Here is a 24,710-nt window from a genome sequence, read left to right on the forward strand (position 1 = left end):
ATGGCGCACGGAGGGAATTCCGTACATGCAGCGGAGAACTCGGCACAGATGGGTCCGGGCGGCCGTCCTCACGGCCGCCTTCGTCATGGCCGCGGGCGCGCGGGGCGCCGCGGTCGCACTGCCCGCCCACGCCCCGGCGGCCGGCCGGGAGTTCGCGTCCTCGTTCGAGGCGGGGGACCCCGCGCCGGACTGGCTGGACACGGTCGACACCGGCCCCGGCGGCACCCCGCGCGCCTCGGGCGTGGACGGCGGCTACAGCACCGGCCTACCGGGCAATGTGAACGACCGCGTCACCGAGGTCCGGGCGAGCGGCGAGAACACCGGCGCGGGCGAGGTCGCGGAGAACCTGGCCGACGGCGAGCCCGGCACCAAGTGGCTGGTCCTCCGGCCCAGCGGCTGGGCGGAGTTCGACCTGGACCGGCCCGCAGAGGTGCGGAGGTACGCGCTGACGTCGGCCAACGACGACGCCGGGCGCGACCCCCGGGACTGGACGCTGCTCGGCTCGGCCGACGGCAAGAAGTGGAAGACCCTCGACACCCGCTCCGGCGAGACCTTCCCCGAGCGGTTCCAGACCAAGTCGTACGAGCTGCCGCAGCCGGCCGGGTACCGGCACTTCCGTCTGGAGGTGACGCGGAACAACGGCGCCCCGGACCTCCTCCAGCTCGCCGACGTGCAGTTCTCCACGGGCGGCAGCGGCGGCCCGGTGCCACGGGACATGCGCACGCTGGTCGACCGGGGCCCCACCGCCTCGCCGACGGCGAAGGCACGGGCCGGGTTCACCGGGACCAGGGCGCTGCGCTACGCCGGGCGGCACACGGCGGACGGGCGCGCGTACTCGTACAACAAGGTGTTCGACGTCGATGTGCGGGTCGGCCGCGACACGCGGCTGTCCTACCGGATCTTCCCGTCGATGGCCGACGGAGACCGGGACTACGACGCCACGAACGTCTCCCTCGACCTGGCCTTCACCGACGGCACCTACCTCAGCGCCCTGGGCGCGCTGGACCAGCACGGGTTCCCGCTGTCGCCGCGCGGGCAGGGCGACTCCAAGTCGCTGTACGTCAACCAGTGGAACGACGTCGTCTCGCGGATCGGGTCGGTCGCGGCCGGGAAGACGGTCGACCGGATCCTGGTCGCGTACGACTCCCCCGGCGGCCCGGCGAAGTTCCGCGGCTGGATCGACGACGTGTCTTTGAAACCGGTCGCGCCCGAAACCCCGAAAGCGCATCTCTCCGACTACGCGCTCACCACGCGCGGCACGAACTCCAGCGGCAGTTTCTCGCGTGGCAACGATTTCCCGGCGACCGCGCTGCCGCACGGTTTCAACTTCTGGACGCCGGTGACCAACGCGTCTTCGCTGAGCTGGCTTTACGAGTACGCACATGCGAACAACGAGGCCAATCTGCCGACCATCCAGGCGTTCGCCGCGAGCCATGAGCCGAGCCCGTGGATGGGGGACCGCCAGACCTTCCAGGTGATGCCGTCGGCCGCGTCCGGCACCCCGGACACCGGCCGCGAGGCGCGCGCGCTGGCGTTCCGGCACGAGAACGAGACGGCGCGGCCGTACTACTACGGCGTCCGGTTCGAGAACGGGCTCAGGGCGGAGATGGCGCCGACCGACCACGCGGCGGCGCTGCGCTTCACCTACCCCGGCGCCGACGCGAGCGTGCTGTTCGACAACGTCACCGCGCAGGCGGGCCTGACCCTCGACAAGGAGCACGGCACCGTCACCGGCTATTCGGACGTCAGGTCGAGCCTGTCGACCGGCGCGACGCGGCTTTTCGTGTACGGCGTGTTCGACAGACCGGTGACGGACGGGTCCGCCCGTGGGGTGAAGGGCTGGCTGCGCTTCGCGACGGGCGCCGGCCACACGGTCACCCTGCGCCTGGCGACCTCGCTGATCGGCGTCGACCAGGCGAAGGCCAACCTGCGTCAGGAGATCCCGGACGGCACCTCCTTCGACACCGTGAAGTCGCGGGCGCGGCGCACCTGGGACCGGCTGCTCGGCAAGGTCGAGGTGGCGGGCGCCACGCCGGACCAGCTCACCACGCTGTACTCCAGCCTGTACCGGCTGTACCTGTACCCCAACTCGGGCTACGAGAAGGTGGACGGCGCCGACCGGTACGCCTCCCCGTTCTCCCCGGCGCGGGGCCAGGACACCCCGACGCGCACCGGCGCGAAGATCGTGGACGGCGAGGTGTACGTCAACAACGGCTTCTGGGACACCTATCGGACGACATGGCCGGCGTACTCGTTCCTGACGCCCACGCAGGCGGGCCGGTTGATCGACGGCTTCGTGCAGCAGTACAAGGACGGTGGCTGGACCTCGCGCTGGTCCTCGCCCGGTTACGCGGACCTGATGACCGGCACCTCGTCGGACGTCGCGTTCGCCGACGCCTATGTCAAGGGGGTGCGGTTCGACGCGAAGGCGGCGTACGCGGCGGCGCTGAAGAACGCGACGGTGGTCCCGCCGTCGTCCGGGGTGGGCCGCAAGGGCATGAGCACCTCGCCGTTCCTCGGCTACACCGGCACCGACACCGCCGAGGGGCTGTCCTGGGCGATGGAGGGGTACGTCAACGACTACGGCATCGCCCGGATGGGCGAGGCGCTGTACGGGAAGACGGGCGAGAAGCACTACCGGGAGGAGTCGGACTACTTTCTCAACCGGGCCCGCGACTACGTCAGTCTCTTCGATCCCCGGGTGGGCTTCTTCCAGGGCAGGGACACCAGCGGTAACTGGCGTCAGAACCAGGCAAGTTACGACCCCCGGGTGTGGGGTTACGACTACACGGAGACCAACGGCTGGGGCTACGCCTTCAGCGTCCCGCAGGACACCCGGGGCCTGGCCGGGCTGTACGGCGGCAAACACCAACTCGCCCAGAAGCTGGACGAGTTCTTCGCCACGCCGGAGACTGCATCGCCGGAGTTCGTCGGCTCCTACGGCGGGGTCATCCACGAGATGACCGAGGCGCGGGACGTGCGCATGGGCATGCTCGGGCAGTCCAACCAGGTCGCGCACCACGTCCCGTACATGTACGACGCGGCGGGGCAGCCCTGGAAGACGCAGGCGGCGGTGCGGCAGATCCTGTCCCGGCTCTACCTCGGCAGCGAGATCGGGCAGGGCTATCTCGGTGACGAGGACAACGGCGAGCAGTCGGGCTGGTTCCTGTTCTCCGCGCTCGGCTTCTACCCGCTCGTCATGGGCAGCGGCGACTACTCCATCGGCTCCCCGCTGTTCAGGAAGGCCACCGTGCATCTGGAGAACGGGCACGACCTGGTGGTGAACGCGCCGGAGAACAGCGCGAAGAACGTGTACGTCCAGAAGGTGACCGTCAACGGCCGCCCCTGGAGGTCGACTTCGCTGCCCCACTCGCTGCTGGCCGAGGGCGGGGAGCTGACGTTCACCATGGGGCCCCGGCCCTCCGCCTGGGGCAGTGGCAAGGACGCGGGTCCGGTCTCGATCACGCGGGACGACCGGGCGCCGACGCCCCGGGCGGACGTCCTCACGGGCGAGGGCCCGCTGTTCGACAACACCTCGGCGACGGAGGAGACGGTCGACTCCGTCGCCCTGCCGGTGAGTCGGGCCGTGCGCCCCGTTCAGTACACGCTGACGTCGGCGGCCGACCACACCAAGGCACCGACCGGCTGGACCCTCCAGGGCTCCACCGACGGCACGACTTGGCGAACCCTGGACCACCGCTCCGGCGAGACCTTCACCTGGGACCGGCAGACCAGGGCGTTCACCATCGCCTCACCGGGCACGTACGCCAAGTACCGGCTGCTGCTGGACAGTTCGGCGACGCTCGCGGAGGTGGAACTGCTGGCCTGACCTCAGGGGGCGAACTCGCACCACACCGTCTTCCCGGGCAGCCGCTCCCCCACGCCCCACTTGTCGGCCAGCACCGACACGAGCAGCAGCCCGCGCCCGCCCTCGTCCGTGGCGGCGTCCACGACCGCCGGGACACCCGTTCCGCTGTCGTGGACCTCGACCCGGACGAGGGCACCGTCGTACCGCAGCCGCAGCAGGAAGCCCCGGCCCGGCGGGGCACCGTGCACCACGGCGTTGGTGGCCAGCTCGCTCACACACAGCAACACGTCCGCGCTCCGCTCCCAGCCGGACAGGCCCCAGTACGACAGCGACCACGCCGTGAACCGTCGGGCGGCGGGGACGGAGCGGCGGGCGCGGGCGTAGAACTGGTCGCGCTGGCGGAGGAGATCGATCTGCTCGTTCACGGGACGAATGTCGCCCAGCGTGACTAGCCTGCATCAGTATGTGATCCCGTACAGATTGTTTGTACGGGTTCGTGCGGGGTGGCGTACGGACGGTGCGGGGAGTTCAACAGGCATGACGCCTACACGGAGGAAGAACCAGTCGGCCATGAAGATGCTGGGCCGTCAACTGGCTGTGGCCCGGCGAGCGGCAGGTCTGAGCCAACCCGCGCTGGCCGCGGCGCTGAGCGTGAACGACGAGACCATCGCGTCGATCGAACAGGGCCGACGCCCACTGAAGCTGGACATCGCCGAGCGGTGCGACGAGCTTCTGGAGACGCGGGGGACGTTGGCGGCGGGGGTGACGAACCTGCCGGAGATCGACCAGTTTCCGCTGTGGGCGGAGGAGTATATGGATCAGGAGAAGGTGGCTATTGCGCTGTCGTGGTACGACGCCTTGGTCGTGCCGGGTCTGCTCCAGACCGAGGCGTACGCCCGAGCACTGTTGAGTGGTCGCATCCCCGCTTACACCGCCGACGAACTCGAGTCGAAGATCGAGGGCCGGATGAAGCGCCGCGAGATCCTCCGGCGCACAGATCCGCCGACACTGAGTTTCATCGTCTGGGAGCCCGCGCTGCGTTGGCCCACTGGAGGCAACGAGACACACCTTGAGCAGATGCAGTTTCTTCGCGAGTGCTCCGAACTCCCCAACGTCTCACTGCAGATCCTTCCACTGGACCGCCCCCATCACGCGGGCGACGCAGGCCCCTTCACCTTGCTGGAAACACCCGACCACCAGCACCTGGCCTACACCGAATCCCAGCGCGGAAGCCAATGGGTCTCCGACCCCGGCGAAGTCTCTATCCTGGCTCGCAAGTATGCGATGCTGCGGACACAAGCCCTCACGGTTGAGGACTCGAGAAGACTGCTTGATCGTCTGCTAGGAGAGCAATGAGCGCCGCACTTCAGTGGTTCAAGTCGAGCTACAGCAGCAGCGAAGGCGGCCAGTGCCTCGAAGTGGCCGTCAATTGGCGCAAGTCGAGCTACAGCGGCAGCGACGGCGGCCAGTGCGTGGAAGTCGCCGCCTGCCCCCACTCCATCCACATCCGTGACTCGAAGCAGAACCCCTCAAAGGCGCCCACCCTCCGCGTCAGCCCTCTCACCTGGGCCGCCTTCACGTCCTCGGTCAAGTGACGTCCTGCTCGACCGCCTGCTAGGAGAGCAATGAGCGCGGAAGCACTTCAGTGGTTCAAGTCGACCTACAGCGGCAGCGAAGGCGGCGCCTGCCTCGAAGTGGCCGTCGCCTGGCGCAAGTCGAGCTACAGCGGTGACGAGGGCGGCCAATGCGTGGAAGTCGCCGCCTGCCCCCACTCCATCCACATCCGTGACTCGAAGCAGAACCCCTCAAAGGCGCCCGCCCTCCGCGTCAGCCCTCTCACCTGGGCCGCCTTCACGTCCTCGGTCAAGTGAACAAAGGAGCTCCAGGTGCGTAGGCAAGACTCCGACAAGGCTTCCGGTCAGAGCGTCCAGCGGTCGGCTCCGCCGCGCACCAGCACGGTCGCGCACGAGGCGCCCGCGTTCCTCGGTCTGCAACGCAGCATCGGGAACGCCGCGGTCGCCCGCGCGGTCCAGGAGTTACGCGTGCAGCGGATGCCCAGGGAACTGCGCCAGACCGCCTCGCGGCAGCAGCGCGAGGCAGCCGACATGCCCTACTCGCCGAGGCTGCGCGCGCAGCGGGGCAACGCGAACGCCGTCCGGGTGGTGACGCCGAGGCGGGATGCCCTGGGCCGTGATCTCTGGCAGGGCGGCCGGGCCCAGCTCGGCTTCCCCGATACCGTGCAGGACCAGTTCTACAACAGCCTCAATTCGCAGACCGACGGCAACGGTGTGGCCACCTACTGCTGCGAGAACTGCGAGAACTGGGTGCCGCGCAAGCGGGACGCCCCCCGGGGCAGCAAGGACTTCGCCACCATCGACCACAAGCGGGGCATCATCTCGCGCGTGAGCGAGGAGGAGGTCCAGGAGGTGCAGGACTCCGACGGTCACACCTTCGACGCCATGCTGCTGGCCGACGCACAGGCCGCCGCCTGGGACATGAACAACCTCCGGATGCTCTGCTCGCGGTGCAACTCCAGCGACGGCCGGGTGAGCGAGAGCCGTACCACCGACAACGCCGGGCCGAAGCACCGTTCCGACTGCCCGGCCTGCGCGGCGGCGCGGGAGGCGGACGAGGACGAAGAAGTCCAGCGTCTGGCCACCTCGGCGCACGCGTCCCACGCTGACGCCGACGAGGTCGTGCAGACGTCGGCCGTGCGGAGCGTGCTCGGCAGTGCCGGGCGGCCGCTGGACGCCGGGGTGCGGGCCGATATGGAGGCCCGGCTCGGCGCCGACTTCTCCGACGTCCGCGTCCACACCGGCGCCGCCGCCCGCCGCTCGGCGGCCGAGGTCAACGCGCGCGCGTACACCTCCGGCAATCATGTGGTGATCGGTGACGGCGGAGGCGACCGGCACACCCTGGCCCACGAGTTGACGCACGTCATCCAGCAGCGCAGCGGCCCGGTGGCCGGCACGGACAACGGCTCCGGGCTGAGGGTCAGCGATCCGTCCGACCGCTTCGAGCGGGAGGCGGAGGCCAACGCCCGTCGCGCGCTGGCGGGTTCGGCGCCGGTTCTGGAGGCCGAGGCGGAGGGGCACGCTGCGGGCGCGGGGGCGCGGCCGGTGCAGCGGATGGAGGCCGAGGCCCCCGCCCAGGCCCCGGCCCCTCCCCGGCCGCTCCGGGACGTCTTTCGAGAGGCCGACCAACACGCCCAGTTCGACGAGGTGTTCTGGACCTACGTCGGTGAACTCCCCGACGACATGCGGGCCAAGGCCGGCAAGGACAAGTCCGTCGAGAGGGCACGGACCGTCTGGGCCGAGGTCCAGGCGGAACGCGACGCCGCTGCCATCGCCGCCCAACAGGAGCTGGAACAACGGAAGTTGACCACCAAGGCGAACGACCGCGGCACCTGGGTCATGCACCCCGACATCGTCTACCTCAACGGCGCCTCGCCCGACCAGCTCAAGGCCACCACCCGCGAACAGCTTGCGGCGAACCAGCTCCGCGCCAACGGCGTCGGCAATGACCGCTTCGAGCCGGCCCTCAACATGAGGTGCCACGTCCACGGCCTCACGGACAGCCAGGGGATCGCTTTCGCCTACCTCCTGGAGGAGGACTACCGGGTACGGGCCTACGTCTACGACACCGCGTCGAAACGCACCAACGGCAACCAGTACGTATGGACGGCGGGCGGACGCGGCGGCTACAACAGCGGCGCCCCCATCCCGGGCCTGGCCGCCTCGGAAACCCGGGTGAGCCAGCTCCCGCAGGGTTAGCACTCGACACAATGTCGACCCCGCGCTGATCACCGCCCACCCCATAGAACACATGTCCATTTTGCGGACCGGCCGTGGCCACACCACGGACCCCGGTGCTACAAATGCGGCATGTCGGACACCGTCGCTCGATTCAGGCGCCTGCTGTGGCGTTCTGTGGTCGGCAGGAGGCAGTGGAGCGTCGCCAAGCAGGTCTTCCTGCTCCAGGTGGCCCTGGTGGTGCTGCTGGTGCTCAGCGGGGTCCTCGCCCTGGTCCTCCAGTCCCAGCGGGACACCCAGACCGAGGCGAAGCGTCGTTCCGTCGCCGTGGCCGAGACCTTCTCCCACTCCCCCGGCGTCCTCCAGGCGCTGGCGACCCCCGACCCCTCCAAGGTGCTCCAGCCGCTCACCGAGACGGCGCGCAAGGCGGCGGGGGTCGACTTCATCGTCGTCATGGACACCCACGGCATCCGGTACACGCACCCGATGCCGAGCAGGATCGGCCGGCGGTTCGTGGGTAACATCGGGCCCCCGCTCGCCGGACGGGTCTACACGGAGAGCGTGCAGGGCCCGCTGGGTCACGAGATGCAGGCCACCGCGCCGATCGAGGACGCGCACGGCAAGGTGACCGCCCTCGTCGCCGCCGGGCTCAAGGTCAGGAACGTCACCAGCCAGGTGGACCGGCAGGTCCCGATCATCCTGACCACCGGGGCGGGCGCGCTCGTCGTGTCGACCGGCGGCACCGCGCTGGTCGGGCGGCGGCTGCGGCGCCAGACGCACAGCCTCGCGCCCGACGAGATGACCCGGATGTACGAGCACCACGACACGGTGCTGCACTCGGTGCGCGAGGGCGTGCTCATCGTCGGTGACGACGGCCGGCTGCTGCTCGTCAACGACGAGGGGCGGCGCCTGCTGCGGCTGCCGCCCGACGCCGAGGGACGGCACCTGTCCGAGCTGCCCGGCCTCGACCCCGAGACGGTGGAACTGCTGGCCTCCGGACGCGAGACCACCGACGAGGTGCTGTTCGCCGGGGAGCGACTGCTCGCGGTCAGCCAGCGGCCCACCGAACACGGCGGCGCCCCCGGCAGCACCGTGGTCACCCTGCGCGACACCACCGAGCTCCAGGCCCTCTCCGGCCGCGCCGAGGTCGCCCGGGAGCAGCTCAAACTGCTCTACGACGCCGGGCTCGGCGTCGGCACCAGCCTGGACGTGCGCCGCACCGCGGAGGAGCTGGCGCGCATCGCCGTACCCCGCTTCGCCGACTACGTCACCGTGGACCTGGACGACGGCGTCCTGCACGGCGAGGAGCCCGCCCCCACCGCCGCCACCCTGCGGCGCATCGCCGTGCACGGCATCCGCGACGACCACCCCCTCTACGAGAAGGACCGGCTGATCGACTTCAAGCCGTCCACCCCCCAGGCCCGCGGCTACGGCACCGGCCGCTCCGAACTGGTGCCCGACCTGGCCGCCGCGACGGGTTGGCGGGCCCAGGATCCGCAGCGCACCGAGGAGATCCTCGACTTCGGCATCCAGTGCCTCGTCTCGGTCCCGATCCGGGCCCGCGGGGTGGTGCTGGGCATCGCCAACTTCTACCGGGCCAAGCGGGACCCCTTCGACGAGGAGGACCTGACGCTGGCGGACGAGCTGGTGGCCCGCGCGGCGGTCAGCGTCGACAACGCCCGCCGCTACGCCCGTGAGCACACCCTCGCGGTCACCCTCCAGCGCAGCCTGCTGCCGCGCGCGCTGCCCGAGCAGAGCGCCCTGGAGGCGGCCTACCGCTATCTGCCCGCCCAGTCGGGGGTGAGCGGGGACTGGTTCGACGTGATCCCGCTGTCCGGCAGCCGGGTGGCGCTGGTCGTCGGCGACGTGGTCGGGCACGGGCTGCACGCCGCCGCCACGATGGGCCGGCTGCGGACCGCCGTGCACAACTTCTCCACCCTCGACCTGCCGCCCGACGAACTGCTCAGCCACCTGGACGACCTGGTCGGCCGCATCGACCAGGACGAGAATCCCGAGGAGGCCACGGGCGCGATCGTCGGCGCCACCTGTCTGTACGCGATCTACGACCCCGTGACCCGCCGGTGCGCCATGGCCCGCGCCGGGCACCTGGCGCCCGCCCTGGTCCACCCCGACGGCAGCGTCACCTACCCCGAGCTGCCGGGCGGGCCGCCGCTCGGGCTGGGCGGCATGCCGTTCCAGACGGCCGAGCTGGAGCTGGCCGAGGGCACGCAGCTGGTGCTGTACACCGACGGTCTGATCGAGGACCGGCACCGCGACCTGGACGAGGGGATGGAGCTGCTGCGCCGGGCGCTGGCCGGCCATCCCGACCGGTCCCCGGACGCGAGCTGCGCGGCGGTGCTGGAGGAGCTGCTGCCGGAGGGCCCCAAGGACGACGTGGCGCTGCTCGTCGCGCGCACGCGGGCGCTCACCTCCGAGCAGGTGGCGCAGTGGGACGTACCCGCCGATCCGGCCGCCGTCGCCGGGCTGCGGCGCGCCGTGTCCCAGCGGCTCGGGGAGTGGGGTCTCGACGAGCCCGCCTTCGCGATGGAGCTGGTGCTCAGCGAGCTGGTGACGAACGCGATCCGGTACGGCTCCGAGCCGATCCGGCTGCGGCTGATCCGGGACCGGACGCTCATCTGCGAGGTGGCCGACGGAAGCAACACCTCGCCGCACCTGCGGTACGCCGCGGCGACGGACGAGGGCGGGCGGGGGCTGTTCCTGGTGCAGCAGATGACGGAGCGGTGGGGGACGCGATACTCGCCGCAGGGGAAGGTCATCTGGGCGGAGACGGCGCTGCGGGACGCGCCTGGCCCGTGACTGGGGTACGGCGGAGGGCATGGCGGCATCAGATCGTCCTTGGGGGCTGGATATCCGAGGTCACAGCGTGACGAGGAGCGCGGTGGGCCGCCAGAACTCCGAGTTCGGAACGCGGAGGGTGTCCCCTTCGGCGAGGGCGAGCTTCGGGAAGCGGCGCAACAGCATGCTGAGCGCGACTCGGGTTTGGACGCGCGCCGACGCCGCACCGAGACAGAAGTGCGGGCCGTGCGAGTACCCCAGGTGCGCGGGCCGACCGGGCGGGCGGCGGAAGTCGAGCCGGTCCGGATCCTCGAAGACGCGCGGATCGCGATTCGCGCTGGCCAGCACCGCGCAGACGCGGTCGCCGCCCGCAATCGCCACGCCGGCGATCTCGACATCCTCGCGAGCGTAGCGCGGCAGGGTCAGCACCTGCGGTCCGTGCATGCGGGTCAACTCCTCGACCGCACCGGGCATCAGTGATTCGTCGGCGCGTAGCTCGGCGAGCCGGTCGGGGTGTCGGAGCAGGGCTTCGACGGAATTGGCGATGAGGTAGGCCGGGCCCTGCCCGGCCAGAACGAGATGCCAGACCAGGGTGATCAGCTCCGCGTCGGTCAGTCGGTCCTGGTCTTCGGCGTCCGTGCCGAGCAGTTCGGCGAGCAGGCCGAGGGCCCGCTCCCGGCGGCTGCGGGCGACCGCCTCCGTCGCGGAACGCGCGATGCCGGGGACGGCCCGCATGAATTCGGGGCCGTGACCGACGGCGACGGCCGCGGCGTGGGCCCGCCAGGTGTCGTAGTCCTCCGGCACGACGCCGACCAGTTCGCAGGCCACGTGGACTGCCAGCGGTCGGGCGAAGTGCGCGAGCAGGTCTACGGGTTCACCGTCTGCCTGCCCTGCGAGGCCATCGAGCAAGGACTCCACGATGCGTTGCAGGGCAGGCCGGAACTCGGCGGTTCGGCGTGCGGTGAAGGGCGGCGAGACGAGGCGGCGGAGACGGGCATGTCCGGGGCCGTCCATCTGCTGTATGTTCTGCTGCTGCTGCAACTCCGGTACGTCCGGACGCACGTAGCTGTTCGCGTTCATCTCGAAGCGCGCGTCGGTGAGCATCGCCTTGGCGTCCTCGTACCGGGTCAACGCCCATATCGCGCCGAGGCCGGGCTTGAGCAGGCGTGCGAGGGGGCTCTGCTCCCGCGCTCGTCCGTACACGGTGAACGGGTCGGACAGTACGGCCGGATCGGAGAGGTCGATTTCAGGAATGGCGCCCACACTGACTCCAAAGTCGGATCACGCGCGCTCCAAGGCCCTGTCCAGTCTGGGCAGCGCACCGGACTCGTACTGCTCACGGCAGGTATTGCGACGTATCTTGCCGCTGGTGGTCCTCGGCAGCGCACCGCGCCGTATGAGCACCACGTCCGCGGCTTCGAGCCGGTGGTCGCGCGCGACCGCCCCCCGAACGGCCTTTGACAGCTCGTCGATTCCCGCGGACCGCTGCGCCTTGCCGTCGACCTCCACCACCACGACCAGGGACTCCTGCTCACCGGTGGCCACGACGAAGGCAGCGGCCGAGGCGGGATGCAGGAGTGGATGGCTCTGTTCCGCCGAATACTCCAGATCCTGCGGATAGCGGTCGCGGCCCTTGATGGTGATCATGTCCTTCATTCGGCCGGTGACATACACCTCACCGTCCCGTACGAATCCGGTGTCACCGGTGCGGAGGAACGGGCCGGCCTCCTCCTCGTCCCGGATACGCGCCCGGAAGCTCCGCTCACTCTCCTCTCCACGGCCTGTGTACCCAGCGGCCACACACGGACCGGACACCCAGATCTCGCCGAGCCGGTCCGGACCGACGGCGCGCGACGTGTGCGGGTCCACGATCCGGATCCGGGTCCCGCCGACGGGGACCCCGCAGCTCATCACCGGGACTCCGGCGCCGGCCGGCTCGCTGCCCCCATCGGGATCGCCCGGAAGGAGGACCACACGTCCCTGCCCGAGCTCGTCGGCGTCCAGCCAGACCTGGGCGGGCTCTGTGTCCCCTCGGCTGCCGCATGCCTTCAGGGTGTTCTCGGCCAGCCCGTAGGCCGGGGAGACGGCACGCGGGTCCAGGCCGTAGGGGGCGAACCTCCCGATGAATTCGCGCATCGTGTGCGGACGCACCGGCTCCGCCCCGCTGATCGCCGCACGCCAGCGCGAGAGATCGATCGGCTTCCGGGGACCGTCACGCAAGCAGAGGTCGTAGGCGAAGTTCGGCGCGGACGAATGGGTGCCACCGAATCGGGACAGCGCCTCCAGCCAGCGAGCGGGACGCCGGATGAAAGCCTCCGGCTCCATCAGGTAGGCAGGGCACCCCGCCCACAGCGGCACCACCACACCGAGCATCACTCCCATGTCGTGGAACAGGGGAAGCCAGGTCACCACGGTGCCGTCGTCCCCGAACGGCCACAGCGCGTCGGTCTCCGCGGTGTTGGCCCAGTAGTTGGCATGCGTGACCATGACGCCCTTGGGCGACCCGGTGGCACCAGAGGTGTACTGGAGCAACGCCACGTCGGACAGCCCCACTTCGGGCAGCCGAACGAGCGTCGCGGGCGGAGTGAGCTCATCGGTGGCGATCAGCTCAAGGCCGGCCAGTTCGGGCAGTTCGCCGAAGTCCGAGTACACCTGGTCGCGGACCGACCGGGTGGTGAGCACCATGGTGGTGCCGGCGTCGTCGGCGATCGCACGCAACTGCCGTACCGCCAGTCGCCGCGTCGGAACCTGCACAGGCGCTCCGGCTATCCCGGCCGCGGCGCAGGCCAGGAAGCCGCGGATGAACTCCAGGCCGGTGGGATACATCAGCACCGCGCTGCGGGCTGCGCCGGGCCGTCCGGCCAGCGCCCGCGCCCTGCCCTGCACCGCGGCGTGCAGTTCCCCGTAGGTGGTCTGCTCGCCGGGCTCCTCGCCATTGACGAGGTGAACGTACGCGATCTGGTCGGACGCTGTTCTCGCGCGGTGCGCCAGCAGAGCGGGAAGCGTCAGAGGGCTTCGTTCGGACACGGATCCAGTTCTCACTGCCATCCCATCGTCGGTGGTGGACACGTTCCGCGGTTCACCAACGCCACTCGCGCTTGTTGAACAGGTGCTCGGCGGCGATCCCGCGGTCCTTGCACCAGAGGAGGAACTCGTCGATCTGCTGGAGTTGGTAGCTGTCGTCCGTATACGAGGTAGCCATGATGTGGCCCTGCCAGCTCTCCTCGCCCATCGCGTAGACATAGGCCTCGCCCGCGCCCAGTTCGCTGATGATGGCGCCGGCCTGTGCCGCGTTCGACCCCGACAGTTTGCGCGAGTCGCTCATCTTCTTGGTCACCGGCTTGGTCAGCAGACCCTTGTAGAGCCAGGTGAGCGAAGCCCCGTCGCACTCCAGGCCGAGGAACGCCATGTCCGCGGAACCCAGATGCCCGCGGATGTAGCGGTACAGGTCCGGATCGATGCCCGAGGAGTCGGCACCCACGAAGACCGACTTGCCGGCCAGTTCCACCCAGAACGTCGACTTGCCGCGGATGTCGAGGTCGGCGTGCTCGCCCAGGAACGGTGTCGCGGTGACCTTCCCGCCGGGGAAGGCGACCTCGTCGAAGTCGTCGACCTCGGTCACCGGGAAGCCGAGGTGCCTGAGGTACTGCGCCATCGACGGGTCGGGAAGGTTTCCCCGGGACGAGCGCGGAACCACCACCGACCCCACTCGGCCGCGCAGTTGGAGCAGGGTCTCCAGGACGATGTGATCCTGATGGCCGTGGGTGATCAGGACCAGGTCGATGTGGTCCGGGAGGTCGTCGAGGGTGAAGCGGTCGCCGAACCGGTTGTCCGTGCTGATGAACGGGTCGGTGACGATCGCGGCCTCGGCCGTCTGGAACACGAGGCAGGCGTGGCCGAAATAGCGGATCCGGCCGCCTCCGTCGATGTGCCGGTCCGCCGAGAGGCTCGGGCTCGCGTCCAGCATCTGGTCGAGGACGGCTGCCTGGCCGTCGTCGAGTTCGAGCGCGTCACGCAGCCGGGCCGCCGTCGTCGGCCTGATCCGTGCGCCGACCAGTTCCGTGAGGCCCGGATGGCGGAACGGCAGTGCCAGGTCGAGCGTGGTGGCTGACGGCAGGCGCGGAGTGCTCAGGATGAACGGCCGCTCCTCACCGTCGTCCAGGGAGAGCTGGACCGACTGCCGCTGCTCGATATAGGCGGCGCTCTGGTACACCAGCGGCTCCAGGAAGTGAAGCGAAGGCTGGTTGCTGGTGTCGTAGCAGATCTCCACGAGTCCCCTGAGGGCCGAGGGGAGCCTCGGGTACAGGGGGGAAAGGTCGGATCCGGTCGCGTTCTGACGGATCAGGTTCTCGGCCTCGGCAACCGCCGCGGCGAACTCCAGCATCGGAGCCCGGTCCCGCCGGATGGACGCGACCAATGCGGCGATCTCCGCCGCGCGCGACCGCGGGACGCCGACGTAGTAGCCGCCACGGAACTTCGGGTTGGTGCTCGCCGAGACGTGCACCTGTGGGGACTGAAGATACGACTCCAGCATCGGGAGCTGCACGTTCGCCAGGTTCATCGAAGCCTGCACCGGCGCCACGGTGTGCAGCCACGCGTAGAACCGGTCGACCAGCGGCTCCAGGATCACGTTGGACCTGAGATACCGGGTCTCGGTGTTGTCGGCCATCTGTCTTCTCTGTCCTCAATGGCGGGAGCCCGCCGAGCGGCGGCGCCCATCGGGTTGTCGAGCCGAGTCGGCGGTGGGGCTGTGCGACGCCGTCCATGGCCGCGATCAGGCTGGTGGGCCGCATGTCGGTCACGACCTGTGGGGTCCTTTCCCCTCAAGCCGCCGAGCCGTGAAGAACCACGGGCAGCGAACTCAAGCCGTGCAGGATGTCCGAGTAGATCCAGCGCTCCGGCCCGACCTGCTCGACGCTGCCGACCATCCGGCGCAGGCCGTCCAGGACCGCCTGGACCTCCATGCGCCCGAGATAGTGCCCTATGCAGAAGTGCTTGCCGAAGCCGAAGGACAGGTGCTCGTTCGGCGATCGGTCGAGATCGAACCGGTCCGGGTCCTCGAAGACCTCGGCATCCCGGTTGGCCGAGGAGATCCACACGCTGACGACATCCCCGCTCCTGATCAGCCGGCCGCCCACGGTGACGTCGCCCGTCGCGGTGCGACCGGCGTGCAGGGCGGGCACCGTCCAGCGCAGTACTTCCTCCGCCGCGGTCTCCAGTCGCGCGCCGCCGCTCTTGAGCAGGGACCAGGCGTCCGGATGTTCCAGCAGGGCCAGCAGCCCCATGCTGATCGCGTGATGCGGGGCCTCGTCGCCGCCGATCATCATGCCGTAGCAGTTGGCCATGACGTCGGCGTTGCTGAGGTACTTGCCGTCGACACGGCTGTTCGCCAGCAGGCTCACCACGTCCTCGCCGTCGCCGCCGCGCCGCTCGTCGGCCAGGTCCGCGAAGTAGAGCAGAATCTCGCCCTGCGCGGTCCTGGCGTCCTCCGGGGGCGTGTCGGAGGCGTGCTTGCTCCAGGATCGAGCAGTGAGATCCAGGAGGTACTTGCGGTCGGACTCCGGTACGGCGAGAAGGTCGCAGATCATCCCAAGAGGGACATCGCCCCCCACGTCGCGGACGAAGTCGCAGTTCTCGTCGTCCATCGCGTTCGCCAGCAACGCGTCCACCCTGCGCCGCAGTTCCCGCCGCATCTCTTCCAACCGCCGCGGGGAGAGCGCCTTCATCATGATGCTGCGGAGCAAGGTGTGCCGCAGCCCGTCGGTGACGGCCATCATCGTTCCGCCGGCCGGGTCGCCGCCGTTGAGCAGCATGGCCAGATCGTTGCCGCGCTCCGTCGTGAAGTGATCCTTGTCCCGGTAGACGGCGGTCGCGTCGGCATGCCGGGTGATCACCCAGAATCCGGGCCTGCCCTCGCGCGCCGACTGCCAGTGGACGGGCCTCGTGGCGCGCAGATGGCGCCATACCTCGCTCAGGTCGCGCTCCGCGTGCAGGCGGGGGTCGGCGAGATCGATGTCATCGATCTCCTCGGGCGGCACCACGGGTCGCGCGGTCATCGTGCGCCGCCTCTCCCGTCGGTGTCGGCCGGCCCCGCCGATCCGGCTCCTCGTCCACGTGACGGGCCGACCGGTTCCGCGACCGCGGCCAGCGCCTCGACGGTCGGGTTGTTGACGATCTCCATGGGCGAGAGCGCGAAGCCCGCCCGGCGCGCCCGCTGGATCACCGAGACGGCAAGCAGGCTGTCGCCGCCCAGCTCGAAGAAGTTGCCCGTCACGCCCACGTCGGCGCGCTCGAGTACCTGGCCGAAGATCTCGCACAACGCGAGCTCGGCGGGGGTGCGGGCAGGACGCGCGGTCGCGGCTTGAGCCGGGACCGGCACCGGGAGCGCGCGCCGGTCGAGCTTGCCGCTCGGTGTCGTGGGAAGAGCGTCGATGATGCCGTAGGCGGCGGGCACCATGAAGTGCGGGAGGGAGCGACTGGCGTGTTCACGCAGCTCGCCCGACGACGGTTGCTCCGAGCCGGCGGGAATCACGTAGGCGGCAAGCTGCCTGGTTCCTCGTTCGTCCTCCTGGACCGCGGCTACCGCCTGTGCGACGAGCGGGTGGCCGGCCAGCACCGCCTCCACTTCGCCGAGTTCGATCCTGAACCCCCGCAGTTTGACTTGATCGTCGGCCCGGCCATGGAAGGAGAGGCTCCCGTCACTTCGCCAGGAGGCCAGGTCGCCGGTCCGGTACATGCGGTCACCGTCGCCCGTGAACGGATCGGCGACGAAGCGTTCGGCGGTCAGTGCCGGGCGGCCCAGATAGCCGCGGCCGAGGCCGCCGCCGGCGACGTAGAGATCTCCCGGCATGCCCACGGGCAGCGGCTGGAGGTGCCGGTCCAGTACGTACACGCGGGCACCGGCGACAGGCCTGCCGATCGGCGGGGTCGCCGAGCCGGACAGGGGCTCGCTCATGGTGACGCACACCGTCGCCTCGGTCGGGCCGTAAGCGTTGATCATTCGGCACCGCGAAGCCCACCGGGCGACGAGATCGCCGGAGCACGGCTCACCAGCCACCAGAAGGGTGCGCAGTTCGGGCACCGCCTCGGGGACTATGCTCGCGGCGGCCACGGGCGGGAGCACCGCGTGGCTGACCCGGTTCTCGGCGAGCGTCTCGGCCAACGCCTCCCCGGCCAGGGCCGACCCGGACGGCGGGATGACGAGGGAGGCTCCGGCGGCGAAGGCCGCGAGCAACTCGAAGACGAACGCGTCGAAACTCGGCGAGGAGAACTGCAGTATCCGGTCGCCGGCGCCGAGCGCCATCCGGTCGGCCGCGGCCGACGCCAGATCCAGCAGTCCGGAATGCGTGACGGCCACACCTTTCGGCCGGCCCGTGGTACCCGAGGTGTAGACGACGTAAGCCAGTTCGGTCGCCGCGTGGCCGGCCCAGGCTCCGGACGGATCCGGATGCGTGTCCGGCAGGTCCCGGATGCCGGCGGCGAACTCGGCGTCGTCCAGCACCAGTTGCGGCGGCCACGCTCGCTCCGGCAGTCCTTCGGCGGCCTCCTCAGTGGTGCAAAGCAGCGCCGGTGCGGCGTCGTCGAGCATGAAGGACAGGCGATCGAGCGGGTAGCTGTGGTCCAGCGGCAGGAACGCGGCTCCCGTCTTGGCCACAGCGAAGACGGCCGTGATCAAGGTGATGGATCGTGGCAGGGCCAACGCCACGAGCTGCCCCGGTCCCACCCCGCTGTCCATGAGCAGACGAGCGAGCCGGTTCGCGCGGCTGTCCAGCTCGCGGTAGGAGATCGCCTCGCTCCCCTGGACCAGTGCGATGCGGTCCGGACTCCGTTTCACCGGCTGCTCCAGCAGCCGGCTCAAAGCAAGGGGAGGCCGACGGTCGCCGGAACCGCTCCACTCGGTCAGGATCCGGCGCCGCTCGGCGGCGTCGAGCAGCTCCACGCTCTCGACGGGTCGGCCCGGGTTCCGCTCCACCGCTTCAAGTATCCGGACCAGCAAGGCCAGCAGCCGGTCAGCGTCCTCGCGGGGGAATTCGTCGGGCCGGTACTCCACGCCCAACCGGATCCGGTCGCCAGGCGGACACAGGGAGAAATCCAGGGCGCAGCCGATGTCTCCGGCGCCGAGGTGCGACGGCAGCCGGCTCAGCGCCGATTCCCAGGCTTCGCGCACAACCGATTCGAGTGTCTCGTCGCGCTCTTTCGCCCGGACTGACAAAGCGGCGGTCAGCTCCTGCGAAAGGTTCGCGATGCTGAGACCCTCGTGTTGATCCGTCATACCAATACGCCCTCCGAGCGCGCACGAGTTTCGGCGCGCAGTCGTACCCGGTCCGGTTTGGCCATGCCGATCAGCGGCGAACTATTCCCTAGCTCGATATCGACCGATGTGGTGCGGCGGGAGAACGGTCGACCTAAATCGTCATCACGACCGCCACTTGCTTGTTCAGCTCGCCGCCGCATCGCCGCCCCGACGAGGGACCATCCGACGCCTCGGGCTGCGAACCGTCGTCGTTCAGCGGGATGCTCCGACCGGATACGGCGGAGGCCTCATCGCTGACGAGGAAGCCCACCAGGTCCGCGACCCGCGATCCGTAGCGCGCCCCCGCCCACTCCCTAGCCGAACCGGAGCGGTCGGACGTGATGAGGTTCGAAGTGATGCCGAACGGGCTCAACTCCAGGGCGAGCGTGCGGACGAGCCCCTCCAAGCCGGCTCGCAGTACCGCGTCCTCGTGCGGCTGTGCCCGACCGGAACGGTCGACGTCGAGGACGGCGATGACCCGGCCCCAGCCATTCTTGATCAGGGAGTCGATGGACGCCCGGCCGGCCAGGAAGGCCCTGCGGAGCGGACGCTCGACGACCTCTTTCCAGTCCTGGTCGAGAAGTCCTCCCGGGCCGCGGTACGAGCCGGGACCTATGACAGTCAGCAGCACGGAAGGAGTGCCGAATGAAGCGCGCACTCGGGCCAGCGCGGATTCGACGGAAGCGAAATCGTCGAGGTCCGCGAAGACGGTCATGGACCGTCGGCCCGACTCCGCGATCGCATCCGCTGCCGCTGTGCGGGACGAGCCGACCGGGGCGAGCATCGCCACGTCCATTCCCGCCTCCGCAAGACATACAGCCCCAGCGGCATCAGCGCCCATCGCCGACGAAAGTCGACGTCGCTCATCCATTGCTCTTCCTCCGTGGCGCATTTCGCCTTGGAGCAAGTTAGCAACACCGACTAAAGCTGTACTTAAACTTTTCGCGTCACGATGCCGGCAGTGTGACGTGGGTCACTCCGCAATGCCGCGTCCTTGCCCCGGCTTCGGCTCGGCTGTGGGCGCGGCATAACCTGGGCTGGGGGAGGTTCAATTGCGGGAAAAGTGGAGCGGTCTGCCGCGCTGGGCTCGGTGGGTTCTCGCGGTGTACCTGATCGGCTTCGGCGAGGGGTTCGGTGTGCACCTGTTCTGGGTGCTGACGAACGGAATCCATGCCTTTGCGCATTTCCCGGTGGTCTCCCAGGTCTACCTGAACGCCCTGGTGTTCCTGGATCCGCTGGTCGTCGTGCTGGCGGCGCGCGTGCGCCGCGGCGGCATCCTGCTCGCGGTGGTGGTGATGACGCTGGATGTGACCACGAACTGGATCGGCAACTGGCCGTGGGTGAAAGCCGACCCGGCACGGCTGCTGCAACCGGTAGGGCTACTGCCCATCACGCTGTTCGGACTGTTCGTTCTCCTGTCCGCAGTACCTCTCCTTCGCGTCACCAAGGGACCCGGCGGAGCGACTCGACTGCGTGATCCCAACGTGACAGTTCGGGGTTACGGGAGTTGAGTCACGTGGTTCGCACCACGAAGGACGCCCGCGAAGGCGGCAAGCGCCCCGCCGGGCCGAAGCCTGACGGGGCGCTTGCGCGTCGATCAGCTCAAGAAGCGACAAGCTGGCGAAGCACGTACTGCATGATGCCGCCGTTGCGGTAGTAGTCGGCCTCACCGGGGGTGTCGATGCGGACGACCGCGTCGAACTCGACACCGGTGTCGGTGGTGACCTTGACCGTGCGCGGCGTGGTGCCGTCGTTCAGCTCGGTGACGCCGGCGAAGGAGAAGGTCTCCTCACCGGTCAGACCGAGGGAGTCCGCCGAGGCGCCCTCCGGGAACTGGAGCGGCAGGACGCCCATGCCGATGAGGTTCGAGCGGTGGATGCGCTCGTACGACTCGGCGATGACGGCCTTGACGCCGAGGAGCGCGGTGCCCTTGGCCGCCCAGTCGCGGGACGAACCGGAGCCGTACTCCTTGCCGGCCAGGACGACCAGCGGGGTGCCGGCGGCCTGGTAGTTCTGCGAGGCGTCGTAGATGAAGGAGACCGGGCCGCCGTCCTGGGTGAAGTCGCGGGTGTAGCCGCCCTCGGTGCCCGGCGCGATCTGGTTGCGCAGGCGGATGTTGGCGAACGTACCGCGGATCATGACCTCGTGGTTGCCGCGGCGCGAGCCGTAGCTGTTGAAGTCGCGACGCTCCACACCGTGCTCGGTGAGGTACTTGCCGGCCGGGGTGTCGGCCTTGATGGCACCGGCCGGGGAGATGTGGTCGGTGGTGACCGAGTCGCCCAGCTTGGCCAGCACGCGGGCGCCGGTGATGTCCTCGACCGGGGCCGGCTCCATGCCCATGCCCTCGAAGTACGGGGGCTTGCGCACGTAGGTGGACTCGGCGTCCCACTCGAAGGTCTTGCCGGTCGGGACCGGGAGCGACTGCCACTGGGCGTCGCCGGCGAACACGTCCTGGTAGGACTTGTTGAACATGTCCTCGCCGATGGCGCTGGCGACGACCTCGTTCACCTCGGCCTCGGAGGGCCAGATGTCCTTCAGGTAGACCGGGTTGCCGTCCTGGTCGGTACCCAGGGCGTCACGGGTGACGTCCACCTTCATGGAGCCCGCGATGGCGTACGCGACGACCAGCGGCGGGGACGCCAGGTAGTTCATCTTGACGTCGGGGTTGATGCGGCCCTCGAAGTTCCGGTTGCCGGAGAGGACCGAGACGACGGCGAGGTCGTGGTCGTTGACGGCCTTGGAGACCTCCTCCGGCAGCGGGCCGGAGTTGCCGATGCAGGTGGTGCAGCCGTAGCCGACCAGGTTGAAGCCCAGCTTGTCCAGGTACGGGGTGAGGCCGGCCTTGTCGAAGTAGTCGGTGACGACCTTCGAGCCCGGGGCGAGGGTGGACTTGACCCACGGCTTGCGGGACAGGCCCTTCTCGACCGCCTTCTTGGCGACCAGGGCGGCGCCGATCATGACGTACGGGTTGGACGTGTTGGTGCAGGAGGTGATGGCCGCGACGGTGACCGCGCCGTGGTCGATCGTGTAGGTCGAGCCGTCGGCGGCGGTGACCTGGACCGGGTTGGACGGCCCGCCGTTCGGGTGGACAGCCGGGGCGTCGGAGGCCGGGAAGGACTCCTGGCCCGCCTCGTCCACGTCGTCCACGTAGTTGCGGACGTCCTGCTTGAACTGCTCGGCGGCGTTGGCCAGGACGATGCGGTCCTGCGGGCGCTTCGGGCCGGCGATGGAGGGCACGACCGTGGAGAGGTCGAGCTCCAGCTTCTCGGAGAAGTCCGGCTCGGCCTTCGGGTCCAGCCACAGGCCCTGGGCCTTGGCGTAGGCCTCGACCAGCGCGACCTGCTGGTCCGAACGGCCGGTCAGGCGCAGGTAGTTGAGGGTCTCGCCGTCGATCGGGAAGATCGCCGCGGTGGAGCCGAACTCCGGCGACATGTTGCCGATGGTGGCGCGGTTGGCCAGGGAGGTGGCGGCCACACCCTCGCCGTAGAACTCCACGAACTTGCCGACGACGCCGTGCTTGCGCAGCATCTCGGTGATGGTGAGCACGAGGTCGGTGGCGGTGGTGCCGGGCTGGAGCTCACCGGTGAGCTTGAAGCCGACGACGCGCGGGATCAGCATGGAGACCGGCTGGCCGAGCATGGCGGCCTCGGCCTCGATGCCGCCGACGCCCCAGCCGAGGACGCCGAGGCCGTTGACCATGGTGGTGTGCGAGTCGGTGCCGACCAGGGTGTCGGGGTAGGCCTTGCCGTCGCGGACCATGACGACACGGGCCAGGTGCTCGATGTTCACCTGGTGCACGATGCCGGTGCCCGGCGGGACGACCTTGAAGTCGTCGAACGCGGTCTGGCCCCAGCGCAGGAACTGGTAACGCTCGCGGTTGCGGCCGTACTCCAGGTCGACGTTCTGCTTGAAGGCGTCGCTGGTGCCGAACTTGTCGGCGATGACGGAGTGGTCGATGACCATCTCGGCCGGGGAGAGCGGGTTGATCTTCGCCGGGTCGCCGCCGAGCGCCGCGACGGCCTCACGCATCGTGGCGAGGTCCACGACGCAGGGCACGCCGGTGAAGTCCTGCATGATCACGCGGGCCGGCGTGAACTGGATCTCCTGGCTGGGCTGGGCCTGCGAGTCCCAGCCGCCGAGGGCACGGATGTGGTCGGCGGTGATGTTCGCGCCGTCCTCCGTGCGGAGCAGGTTCTCCAGCAGGACCTTGAGGCTGTACGGCAGCCGGGCCGAGCCCTCCACCTTGTCCAGCCGGAAGATCTCGTACGACTCGTCGCCCACCTGCAGCGTGCTGCGGGCGTCGAAGCTGTTCGCCGACACGACAGTCTCCTTCATTGATGTGCGCGTACCACCGTCAATCGTGCCGCCACGCCGGCTTGGCCGGTCCAGTGAGGTCAGGCTAAGTTAGGCTCGCCTTACTGGAATGGGCGACCGCGGTGCGCCTCGGCAGATATCTCGATGTCGAGATAACTCTAGTACATGGGTGCCGGATGGTCATGCCGGGCCGGGGTTCGGCCTCTCATCATGGCCATGCCGGGCAGGGACGCGCCCTCTCACCGGGTCGTTCGGGTTGTTTGGGGTCGTCCGGCTCCTCCGGGGCTGGGCCGGGTCCGGCGGGGCGCCCGTGACACGCCTGTGGCCGGAACTGTGGCTTCCGCCACGGACCGGGGACCGCGGCACTGATGGGATGAGCCGATGCGCAATGCCACCTCGCTCCTTCCGGCCCTCGCCGCGCTGCTGCTGCTCACGGCGTGCGGATCCGAACACGCGGGCGCCCCCGGCGCGGCCGCGTCCGCGGCGCCCGCCTCCGCGGTTCCGGTCGACGACCCGCCCGTGGACGGTGTCCGGATCACGTCGGTGACCATCCCCTCCGCCACGCCGAGCCCCACCCCGTCCGACTACGTGGTGCACGCCGACCCCCTGCCCGCCGCCGACTCCGGGATCTCGGCCACCTACGAGGTCACCAACCACGGCACCGAGGCGCTGACGTACACGATCCTGTTCGACTTCACCACGGACACCGGCGCGGTCATGGGCAACCACTACGAGACCGTGCGCTCGGTCGGCCCCGGCGCGACGAAGCACGGCACGGTCCGGCTGGGGGCGCCGGGTCCCGGCTCGAACCAGGTGGGCCGCGTCAAGGTCGCCCAGGTGACCAAGGTGCCCGCCGCCGAGGCGCCGCCCGCGCCCGGCGAGTGCCCGGCCTCCGGTCTGCGCCTCACCATCGACGACGGCGACGCCGCGATGGGGCTGCGCGTGGTGGGCCTGCACCTGGAGAACTGCGGCAAGCGCGACTACGCGCTCGACGGCTACCCGCTCCTGGAACTGCTGGACGAGGACCTCGCGCCCGTCCACGGCGTCCGGATCCTCCAGGGAAGCGGCGGCATCAGCACCGGCACCGGTTTCGACCAGCCGGCCCGTCCGCTGGTCCTGAAGCCCGGCGAGAGCGCCGACTCGGGCCTCATGTGGCGCAACCTCACGGAGTTCGGCACGCCGGTCAACGTCCCGTACGTCAGGGTACGGGCGAAGCAGGGCGCCGCCCCGGTGACCGTGACCCCCCACCTCGACCTCGGCACCACCGGCAAACTGGCCGTCCGCGCGTGGACCCGGCCGCCGGCGTAGGGGGCGGTTGGGGGTTGGGGTGGGTGGCGGGGGCGGCGTGGGGTGCCGGGCGGTGTGGGGTGCCGGGCGGTGTGGGGTGCCGGGCGGTGTGGGTCCCGTAGCGGCGGGGGGTTCCGGGCGGCGTGAGGTCAACGTAGCGGTGCGGGACCCGTAGCGGCGCGGGGTTCCAGTCGGCGCGGGGTCCCGGCCGGCGCGAGGTCAAGGTAGCGGCGCGGGTCCCGGTCGGCGTGGGATCCAGGTCGGTGCGGGGTCTCGTAGCGGCGCAGGGCCCCTGCGAGCACGGGGCCCCGGCCAGCACGGGGTTCCGGTCGGCGTGGGAATCCCGGCCGGCGTGAAGTCAACGTAGCGGCGCGGGGTTCCAGTCGGCGCGGGGTCCCGGTCGACGTGAGGTCAACGTAGCGGCGCGGGTCCCGGTCGGCGTGGGCCGGTCGGCGTGGGC

16 protein-coding genes are annotated in these 24,710 nt (G+C 69.9%); 8 read left to right on the top strand and 8 right to left on the bottom strand.

Annotated elements, in window-relative coordinates; translation table 11 throughout:
- Positions 1–25 precede the first annotated feature (25 nt).
- Positions 26–3,829, top strand: a complete 3,804-nt coding sequence (locus AB0927_RS04560; protein ID WP_366666022.1) for a GH92 family glycosyl hydrolase — start codon at positions 26–28, stop codon at positions 3,827–3,829.
- A 2-nt stretch (positions 3,830–3,831) separates the two neighbouring features.
- Here AB0927_RS04560 and AB0927_RS04565 read toward each other — a convergent pair whose 3' ends face one another.
- Positions 3,832–4,233 (bottom strand): ATP-binding protein, encoded by a 402-nt coding sequence (locus tag AB0927_RS04565; RefSeq protein WP_366666023.1) that lies wholly within the window; start codon positions 4,231–4,233, stop codon positions 3,832–3,834.
- A 145-nt stretch (positions 4,234–4,378) separates the two neighbouring features.
- Here AB0927_RS04565 and AB0927_RS04570 point away from each other — a divergent pair, with 145 nt between their 5' ends.
- The 5 genes from AB0927_RS04570 (at position 4,379) to AB0927_RS04590 (ending at position 10,377) form a co-directional block, all read left to right on the top strand.
- A complete protein-coding gene (locus tag AB0927_RS04570; protein WP_366666024.1) occupies positions 4,379–5,164 on the top strand; it encodes a helix-turn-helix transcriptional regulator in 786 nt (261 codons plus the stop codon).
- Entirely contained in the window at positions 5,161–5,403 is a 243-nt protein-coding gene (locus AB0927_RS04575; RefSeq protein WP_366666025.1) for a DUF397 domain-containing protein, read from the top strand. The genes AB0927_RS04570 and AB0927_RS04575 overlap by 4 nt, the downstream gene beginning before the upstream one ends.
- 30 nt (positions 5,404–5,433) lie before the next feature.
- Positions 5,434–5,679, top strand: a complete 246-nt coding sequence (locus AB0927_RS04580; RefSeq protein ID WP_366666026.1) for a DUF397 domain-containing protein — start codon at positions 5,434–5,436, stop codon at positions 5,677–5,679.
- Between the two features lie 15 nt (positions 5,680–5,694).
- Positions 5,695–7,581 (top strand): DUF4157 domain-containing protein, encoded by a 1,887-nt coding sequence (locus AB0927_RS04585; protein ID WP_366666027.1) that lies wholly within the window; start codon positions 5,695–5,697, stop codon positions 7,579–7,581.
- 111 nt (positions 7,582–7,692) lie between these two features.
- On the top strand, positions 7,693–10,377 hold the full coding sequence (locus AB0927_RS04590; RefSeq protein WP_366666028.1) for a SpoIIE family protein phosphatase: 2,685 nt from the start codon (positions 7,693–7,695) through the stop codon (positions 10,375–10,377).
- Between the two features lie 60 nt (positions 10,378–10,437).
- Here AB0927_RS04590 and AB0927_RS04595 read toward each other — a convergent pair whose 3' ends face one another.
- From AB0927_RS04595 to AB0927_RS04620, 6 genes are all read right to left on the bottom strand, one after another.
- On the bottom strand, positions 10,438–11,619 hold the full coding sequence (locus tag AB0927_RS04595; RefSeq protein WP_366666029.1) for a cytochrome P450: 1,182 nt from the start codon (positions 11,617–11,619) through the stop codon (positions 10,438–10,440).
- Between the two features lie 18 nt (positions 11,620–11,637).
- Positions 11,638–13,383 (bottom strand): fatty acyl-AMP ligase, encoded by a 1,746-nt coding sequence (locus AB0927_RS04600; protein ID WP_366666030.1) that lies wholly within the window; start codon positions 13,381–13,383, stop codon positions 11,638–11,640.
- 52 nt (positions 13,384–13,435) lie between these two features.
- Positions 13,436–15,025, bottom strand: coding sequence for an MBL fold metallo-hydrolase (locus AB0927_RS04605; RefSeq protein ID WP_366666031.1), 1,590 nt, complete (start codon positions 15,023–15,025; stop codon positions 13,436–13,438).
- A gap of 154 nt (positions 15,026–15,179) precedes the next feature.
- A complete protein-coding gene (locus tag AB0927_RS04610) occupies positions 15,180–16,412 on the bottom strand; it encodes a cytochrome P450 (RefSeq protein ID WP_366666032.1) in 1,233 nt (410 codons plus the stop codon).
- Positions 16,409–18,523, bottom strand: coding sequence for a non-ribosomal peptide synthetase (locus AB0927_RS04615; RefSeq protein WP_366666033.1), 2,115 nt, complete (start codon positions 18,521–18,523; stop codon positions 16,409–16,411). The genes AB0927_RS04610 and AB0927_RS04615 overlap by 4 nt, the downstream gene beginning before the upstream one ends.
- 238 nt (positions 18,524–18,761) lie before the next feature.
- Positions 18,762–19,541, bottom strand: a complete 780-nt coding sequence (locus AB0927_RS04620) for an SDR family oxidoreductase (RefSeq protein WP_366666035.1) — start codon at positions 19,539–19,541, stop codon at positions 18,762–18,764.
- 211 nt (positions 19,542–19,752) lie between these two features.
- Here AB0927_RS04620 and AB0927_RS04625 point away from each other — a divergent pair, with 211 nt between their 5' ends.
- The gene (locus tag AB0927_RS04625; protein WP_366666036.1) at positions 19,753–20,160 is read left to right on the top strand and encodes a hypothetical protein; all 408 of its coding nucleotides are present in this window, start codon (positions 19,753–19,755) and stop codon (positions 20,158–20,160) included.
- Positions 20,161–20,251: 91 nt separating this feature from the next.
- Here AB0927_RS04625 and acnA read toward each other — a convergent pair whose 3' ends face one another.
- Positions 20,252–22,969, bottom strand: coding sequence for an aconitate hydratase AcnA (gene acnA, locus AB0927_RS04630; RefSeq protein ID WP_366666037.1), 2,718 nt, complete (start codon positions 22,967–22,969; stop codon positions 20,252–20,254).
- Positions 22,970–23,344: 375 nt separating this feature from the next.
- On the opposite strand from acnA, the gene AB0927_RS04635 reads away from it, so the two are divergent.
- Positions 23,345–24,271, top strand: coding sequence for a DUF4232 domain-containing protein (locus AB0927_RS04635; protein WP_366666038.1), 927 nt, complete (start codon positions 23,345–23,347; stop codon positions 24,269–24,271).
- The last annotated feature ends 439 nt before the right edge of the window (positions 24,272–24,710 follow it).

The sequence above is a fragment of the Streptomyces sp. NPDC048106 genome, from assembly GCF_040706415.1.
Lineage (GTDB): Bacteria > Actinomycetota > Actinomycetes > Streptomycetales > Streptomycetaceae > Streptomyces.